Origin of the sequence: Citrobacter sp. Cpo065 (assembly GCF_030332805.1) — a bacterium.
In the GTDB taxonomy this organism is placed as follows: Bacteria; Pseudomonadota; Gammaproteobacteria; order Enterobacterales; family Enterobacteriaceae; genus Citrobacter; species Citrobacter portucalensis.
Window position 1 is genome coordinate 1 of sequence record NZ_JAOWHC010000023.1, and the last position, 7,255, is coordinate 7,255.

The 7,255-nt window shown below is 51.9% G+C and carries 8 protein-coding genes; 2 read left to right on the forward strand and 6 right to left on the reverse strand.

Annotated features, from left to right (window positions below; all coding sequences use genetic code 11):
- Positions 1-114: 114 nt before the first annotated feature.
- On the forward strand, positions 115-573 hold the full coding sequence (tnpA, locus tag OGY68_RS05365; RefSeq protein ID WP_057069660.1) for an IS200/IS605 family transposase: 459 nt from the start codon (positions 115-117) through the stop codon (positions 571-573).
- 113 nt (positions 574-686) lie between these two features.
- Here the strand turns inward: tnpA and proS are convergent, their stop codons facing one another.
- The 6 genes from proS to metN all read right to left on the reverse strand — a co-directional run bounded on the left by proS (position 687) and on the right by metN (position 6,281).
- Complete coding sequence (proS, locus tag OGY68_RS05370) at positions 687-2,405, reverse strand: proline--tRNA ligase (RefSeq protein WP_057067120.1); 1,719 nt, start codon at positions 2,403-2,405, stop codon at positions 687-689.
- A gap of 113 nt (positions 2,406-2,518) precedes the next feature.
- Entirely contained in the window at positions 2,519-3,226 is a 708-nt protein-coding gene (gene tsaA, locus OGY68_RS05375) for a tRNA (N6-threonylcarbamoyladenosine(37)-N6)-methyltransferase TrmO (protein ID WP_275383505.1), read from the reverse strand.
- Entirely contained in the window at positions 3,223-3,627 is a 405-nt protein-coding gene (gene rcsF / locus OGY68_RS05380; RefSeq protein ID WP_057067122.1) for an envelope stress sensor lipoprotein RcsF, read from the reverse strand. The genes tsaA and rcsF overlap by 4 nt, the downstream gene beginning before the upstream one ends.
- A 116-nt stretch (positions 3,628-3,743) precedes the next feature.
- Complete coding sequence (gene metQ / locus OGY68_RS05385) at positions 3,744-4,559, reverse strand: methionine ABC transporter substrate-binding lipoprotein MetQ (RefSeq protein WP_003829145.1); 816 nt, start codon at positions 4,557-4,559, stop codon at positions 3,744-3,746.
- A 44-nt stretch (positions 4,560-4,603) separates the two neighbouring features.
- A complete protein-coding gene (locus tag OGY68_RS05390; RefSeq protein WP_003018471.1) occupies positions 4,604-5,257 on the reverse strand; it encodes a methionine ABC transporter permease MetI in 654 nt (217 codons plus the stop codon).
- Positions 5,250-6,281 carry a methionine ABC transporter ATP-binding protein MetN gene (metN, locus tag OGY68_RS05395; protein WP_003829140.1) on the reverse strand — a complete coding sequence of 344 codons (1,032 nt, stop codon included), beginning with the start codon at positions 6,279-6,281 and terminating at the stop codon, positions 5,250-5,252. Before metN ends, OGY68_RS05390 begins: the two co-directional genes overlap by 8 nt.
- 189 nt (positions 6,282-6,470) lie before the next feature.
- On the opposite strand from metN, the gene gmhB reads away from it, so the two are divergent.
- Positions 6,471-7,037, forward strand: a complete 567-nt coding sequence (gene gmhB, locus OGY68_RS05400) for a D-glycero-beta-D-manno-heptose 1,7-bisphosphate 7-phosphatase (RefSeq protein ID WP_008786280.1) — start codon at positions 6,471-6,473, stop codon at positions 7,035-7,037.
- Positions 7,038-7,255 lie beyond the last annotated feature (218 nt).

Genomic DNA, 7,255 nt, shown 5'->3' on the forward strand with positions numbered 1-7,255 from the left:
GGTTCCGGAAAGCTTTCAGCTTTGGGCCAGTTATTAAAACCCCTTTTGATTTGTTAAAACACCTTGCGGTCTGGCAACTGCAAGGGTTAAACAAGAAATCAAAAGGGGGTCCCAATGGGGGACGAAAAGAGCTTAGCGCACACCCGATGGAACTGTAAATATCACATAGTTTTTGCGCCCAAATACCGAAGACAAGCATTCTACGGGGAGAAACGTAGGGCGATAGGCAGCATCTTAAGAAAGCTGTGTGAGTGGAAAAACGTGCGGATCCTGGAAGCGGAATGCTGTGCAGATCATATCCATATGCTTGTGGAAATCCCGCCCAAAATGAGCGTATCCGGTTTTATGGGTTATCTGAAAGGTAAAAGCAGTCTGATGTTGTATGAGCAGTTTGGTGATATGAAGTTTAAATACAGGAACAGGGAGTTCTGGTGTCGTGGGTATTACGTAGATACGGTGGGTAAGAACACAGCAAGGATACAGGAATACATAAAGCACCAGCTTGCAGAGGATAAAATGGGCGAGCAGTTATCGATCCCTTATCCGGGTAGCCCGTTTACGGGCCGTAAGTAACGAAGTCTGATGCAAATGTCAGATCGTATGCGCCTGTTAGGGCGCGGCTGGTAACAGAGCCTTATAGGCGCATCAGAAAAACCTCCGGCTATGCCGGAGGATATTTATTGGTATTAGCCTTTAATGGCTTTGACCAGGAAGTCGACGATGTCGCCGGTTTTAATCAGCTCTTTCTCGCCGTTACGACGGTATTTGTATTCGATATCGTCGTTGTCGAGGTTACGGTCGCCCAGCACGATGGTGTGTGGGATACCGATCAGTTCCATATCGGCAAACATCACGCCCGGACGCTCTTTACGATCGTCCATCAGCACTTCGATACCTTGCGCGCGCAGCTCAGCATACAGCTTTTCAGCCAACTCCTGCACACGGTAGGATTTGTGCATGTTCATCGGCAGAATGGCGACCTGGAACGGGGCAATGGCATCTGGCCATACGATGCCACGATCGTCAAAGTTCTGTTCAATAGCAGCAGCGACTACGCGAGTGACCCCGATACCGTAGCAGCCCATAGTCAGGGTCTGGTTACGGCCATCTTCGCCCTGAACAGCGGCTTTCATCGCTTCAGAGTACTTGGTACCCAACTGGAAGATGTGGCCGACTTCGATACCGCGTTTGATCATCAGCGTACCTTTGCCGTCCGGGCTAGGGTCGCCGGCGACCACGTTACGGATGTCAGCAACTTCCGGGGTGGCCACGTCGCGATCCCAGTTGATACCGAAATAGTGTTTACCGTCGATGTTGGCACCGGCAGCGAAATCGCTCATTACTGCAACGGTACGGTCGATAACCACCGGAATTGGCATATTCACCGGACCGAGCGAACCAGGACCTGCTTTTACCAGCGCACGAATTTCTTCTTCGGTGGCAAAGGTCAGCGGGCTGGCAACCTGCGGCAGTTTTTCCGCTTTGACTTCGTTCAGCTCGTGATCGCCACGAACCAGCAGGGCGACCAGCGGGTAGCTGCTGCCTTCAACCGCTTTCACCAGCAGGGTTTTCACGGTTTTTTCGATAGGCAGGTTGAACTGCTCAACCAGTTCGGCGATGGTTTTAGCGTTCGGCGTATCTACCAACGTCATTTCCTGGGTTGCTGCCCCGCGCGGCTCTTTCGGCGCAACGGCTTCGGCAAATTCGATGTTCGCCGCATAGTCAGAGGAGTCGGAGAAGATCACATCGTCTTCGCCGCTCTGCGCCAGCACCTGGAATTCGTGAGAGGCGCTGCCGCCGATAGAACCGGTATCCGCTTGTACTGCACGGAAATCCAGCCCCATACGGCTGAAGATTTTGCTATACGCAGCGTACATCGCGTCGTAGGTTTCCTGCAGGGATTCCTGAGAGGTGTGGAAAGAGTATGCATCTTTCATCAGGAATTCGCGGGAGCGCATCACGCCGAAGCGCGGACGGACTTCGTCACGGAATTTGGTCTGAATCTGATAGAAGTTCAGCGGCAGCTGTTTGTAAGAGCTCAGCTCGTTACGGATCAGGTCGGTGATCACTTCTTCATGCGTTGGGCCGAGGACGAACGAACGATCGCCACGGTCAGCAATACGCAGCAGTTCCGGGCCGTATTGTTCCCAACGGCCGCTCTCTTCCCACAGTTCAGAAGGCTGAACGACCGGCATCAACACCTCGATCGCACCGGCGTTGTTCATCTCTTCACGCACGATGTTTTCGACTTTTTTCAGGACGCGCACGCCGGTCGGCAGCCAGGTATATAACCCGGAGGCCAGCTTGCGGATCATCCCGGCGCGCAACATCAGCTGGTGGCTGATGACTTCGGCGTCGGCAGGTGTCTCCTTCAGAGTGGAGAGCAGATATTGGCTAGTACGCATGTTGTTACGGTTCCAGTTGAACGATCGAACAGGCTCAAAACGAGCCTGGCACAAAACAAAAGTGGTTTAGTTTACCAGCGAGAAAGGGATGTCAAAAGAGTACGCGACGCAAATTAGCGGGCTTCCAGAGCAAAGACCTCAAATCCTGACGGCGTGACGCGCCAGCGGACGTTAAAGTCCAGCAGCCAGACGGCGTAGGTTTTGCCTTCTTCCTCGTTTTTACGGTAGGCAGGACGCGGATCCTGCGCCAGCACTTCGGCAATAAACTGACGAAGATGCGGGTAACGTTGTTCGAGCTTCGGTAGCTGCTCCGCGAGATCTTCACTGAACGTCACGTCTACGCTGGCCTTGGGGGCATCCTGAGCATAGCTGGCGCGAGCATCGGGTAACGATTCGGCAAACGGCAGATACGGTTTTATATCTACGACTGGCGTGCCATCAACAAGATCCAGCCCACCGAGTTCGAGGATCACGTGCTCTTTATGGCAGCGGATGCCCCGTAGCTCAACCAACGACATGCCAACAGGGTTAGGACGAAACGTTGAACGCGTGGCAAAGACACCCATTCTGGCGTTGCCGCCAAGGCGGGGAGGGCGCACGGTCGGACGCCATCCACCTTCCATTGTCTGGTGAAAAACAAAAATCACCCACAAATGACTGAAGGCTTCCAGGCCGCGAACGGCATCGGCCTGGTTATAAGGTGCGAGCAAATGCAGTTCACCGCTGGCGCTTTTCACCAGACCGGGCTGGCGTGGAACGGCGAACTTTTCTTTATAAGGTGAGCGGATAACGCCTATTTGCTCGAACTGAAAATGGCTCATTTCGCCGAAATGTTCAGTGCAGAACCGATGCAAACCGCCTGACGATAGCAACCCGGCGTTCCGCTGGTCACCTCGCAACTGTGCAGCAATACCGCATTAGCTTTCATTTTTGATGCGTTAATCTGCATGCGTTTGCGTGCGGTTGGAATGCTCGGAGGGGAATCCTGGTTTGAAGCCTGGCAGGATTCACCGCTAACTTCGCCAAGATCGCGGAACGGTTTGCCTACTAAATCTTCAGCGTTAGTAATGATTCTTACCGGCGCAGCGCGCGGTGCTTTCGGTTTTTCCGGCTCCGCTTTCGGCGGGGTTGCGGTGCTTTGAACGGGTTCAACAGGGGATCTGCTTAACATAGAACAGCCGCTCAGCAAGAGTGCTACTAAACAGATCGGTAAAGCACGCATAATATTTCCTCAATGAATGATCTAAACGTCAGATATTGAATCAGGTGCTTGCATAAATGACAAGACGGGCAAGCGCCCGTCCTGATGATATTACAGATTCTGTAAACAGCCTAAAATTACCAGCCCTTAACAGCACCGCCGTTGAAGACTTTGTTTGCTGCTTCGTACACTTCGTCAGACTGGTATGCTTCAACGAATTTCTTCACGTTCTCAGCATCTTTATTGTCTTCACGAGTTACAATCAGGTTTACGTACGGGGAATCTTTATCTTCAACAAAGATACCGTCTTTTGCCGGAGTCAGGCCGATCTGGCTGGCGTAGGTGGTGTTGATGACCGCCAGTGCGATTTGTGCATCGTCCAGGGAACGCGGCAGCTGCGGTGCTTCCAGTTCAACCAGCTTCAGGTTTTTCGGGTTTTCAATCACGTCCAGCGCGGTTGGCAGCAGGCCAACACCGTCTTTCAGTTTGATTAAGCCCACTTTTTGCAGCAGCAGCAAGGAACGGCCAAGGTTAGTCGGGTCGTTTGGAATCGCGACCTGGGAACCGTCCTGCAGCTCATCCAGTGATTTGATTTTTTTGGAGTAGCCCGCAATCGGGTAAACAAAAGTATTGCCTACAGCAACCAGCTTGTAACCACGATCTTTGATCTGCTGGTCCAGGTATGGTTTGTGCTGGAAGGCGTTAGCATCGATATCGCCTTTGCTCAGCGCTTCGTTAGGCAGAACGTAATCGTTAAACGTGACCAGCTCAACGTCCAGACCGTATTTTTCTTTTGCCACTTTCTGCGCGACTTCTGCAACCTGCTGCTCTGCGCCAACAATAACGCCCACTTTGATGTGATTAGGATCTTTTTCATCCTGACCGCAACCCACAAGTGCCAGAGAACCGATCAGGGCTCCAACTGCCGCAAAGGTTTTGAATTTGAACGCCATGCTTATTTCCTTTTCTTAATGAGTTTTTAGTGTTGTGTGCAACGTTATTTGTGCGTGACAGCCCGGACGATGCGATCGCCGGATAACTGAATTAAATAAACCAGAACGACGAGCAATACCAGTACTGTATTCATTACGGTAGCGTTGTAACCAATATAGCCGTACTGATAGCCAATCTGTCCAAGACCACCGGCACCGACGGCACCGCCCATCGCGGAGTAACCAACCAGCGTGATAAGGGTGATGGTGGCCGCATTGACCAGTCCTGGCAGCGCTTCTGGCAGTAATACCTTACGTACAATTTGCAGCGGCGTGGCGCCCATCGCACGAGAGGCTTCTATCAGCCCGGTCGGGATTTCGAGCAGCGCGTTTTCCACCATACGGGCGATAAACGGCGCGGCACCGACGGTCAGCGGAACGATAGCTGCCTGCAGTCCGATAGAGGTGCCTACGATCATGCGGGTGAACGGAATCATCCACACCAGTAAGATGATGAACGGGATGGAACGGAAAATGTTCACCAGCGCAGAGAGCGTACGGTAGAGCTTCGCGTTCTCAATAATTTGCCCCGGACGCGTTACGTACAGCAACACGCCGACCGGCAGACCAATCACAAAGCCAAAAAAACCGGACACAAAGGTCATTGCCAGCGTTTCCCATACGCCGCGAACCAGCAGCCACATCATCGGCTCAGACATAACCCAGTACCTCTACTTTTACATGGTGTTCCTGCAACCAACTGATGGCTGCTTGTGTATCTTCCTGTGTGCCGTGCATTTCAGTCAGCATGATGCCGAACTTCACACCGCCGGCGTAATCCATCTGCGCGCTAATAATGTTGTTATTCACATTAAACCGACGGGCCGTCTCAGAAAGTAGCGGTGCATCGACCGAATGGCCGGTGAATTCCATACGCAGCATCGGCACGCTGTCGGCTTCAGGCTCCGCTTTCAAACGTTCCAGATAATCTTCCGGAATATCCAGGTGCAGCGTGGACTGGATAAATTTCTGTGCCAGCGGCGTTTTCGGATGTGAGAACACTTCACTAACGGTGTCTTGCTCAATCAGTTCACCATTGCTGATGACCGCCACGCAGTCACAAATACGTTTTACAACGTCCATTTCGTGGGTAATCAGCAGAATGGTGAGTCCCAGACGACGATTAATATCTTTCAATAATTCCAGAATCGAGCGGGTCGTTGCCGGATCGAGTGCGCTGGTGGCTTCATCGCACAGCAACACTTTGGGATTACTTGCCAGCGCACGGGCGATTGCCACACGCTGTTTTTGTCCACCGGAAAGGTTGGCCGGGTAGCTATCGTGCTTGTCTCCAAGACCAACCAAATCCAACAGTTCTGTTACGCGGCGTTTGATCTCTTCTTTTGGCGTGTTATCCAGTTCCAGCGGTAGTGCGACGTTACCGAACACCGTACGGGAAGAGAGCAGGTTAAAGTGCTGAAAAATCATGCCGATTTGACGGCGAGCTTTAGTCAACTCCGACTCAGAAAGCGTGGTCAGCTCCTGACCGCCAACCTGAACGCTGCCTTCGGTAGGGCGTTCGAGTAGGTTAACGCAGCGGATGAGCGTACTTTTACCGGCGCCGGAGGCGCCAATAACGCCATAAATCTGCCCGGCAGGAACATGCAGGCTGACATTATTTAGCGCCTGAATGGTGCGAGTCCCCTGCTGGAACACTTTGGTGATATTCGAAAGTTTAATCATTGGTTATTTATTATCGTAATTAAGTTAGCCGTGGCATTTTCGTCTGTCAGGTACGGTCGAAGCCGTCAACAAGATGGATGTTAAGGCATCCAGACGTCTAAATCAATCGGGCTTTGCACGATGAGCACTTTCTTGCCCGCTGAAACATGCGATACTAGAGTCACATGCCTTATTCAGGAGCTATAAAAGGTGGCAAAGTCTGTACCCGCAATTTTTCTCGACCGTGACGGTACCATTAATGTGGACCACGGTTATGTACATGAGATCGACGAGTTTGAGTTTATCGACGGCGTTATTGATGCCATGCGTGAACTTAAAAAGATGGGTTACGCGCTTATTATCGTGACGAACCAGTCTGGTATCGCGCGTGGTAAATTTACTGAGGCGCAGTTTGAAACGTTGACCGAATGGATGGACTGGTCGCTGGCCGATCGCGACGTTGAGCTGGATGGTATCTACTACTGCCCGCATCACCCGCAGGGTACTGTAGAAGAGTATCGTCAGGTCTGCGACTGCCGTAAACCGCATCCTGGCATGTTTATCTCCGCCCGAGACTTCTTGCACATCGATATGGCCGCTTCTTATATGGTTGGCGACAAAATTGAAGATATGCAGGCGGCGACAGCTGCGAATGTTGGCACGAAGGTATTGGTGCGCACAGGCAAACCCGTCACGCCGGAAGCAGAAAATGCAGCAGATTTGGTCATAAATAGTCTGGCAGACCTGCCAATGGCGATCAAAAAGCAGCAAAAGTAAGCGTTGTGGATAAAAGGTGAGCGGTTGAAACAAAAATGCATTTTTCCGCTTGTCTTCCTGAGTCGACTCCCTATAATGCGCCTCCATCGACACGGCGGATGTGAATCACTTCACACAAACAGCCGGTTCGGTTGAAGGGAAAAACCTGAAAATGAGGGTTGACTCTGAAAGAGGAAAGCGTAATATACGCCACCTCGCGACAGAGCGCTAAAGCGCGT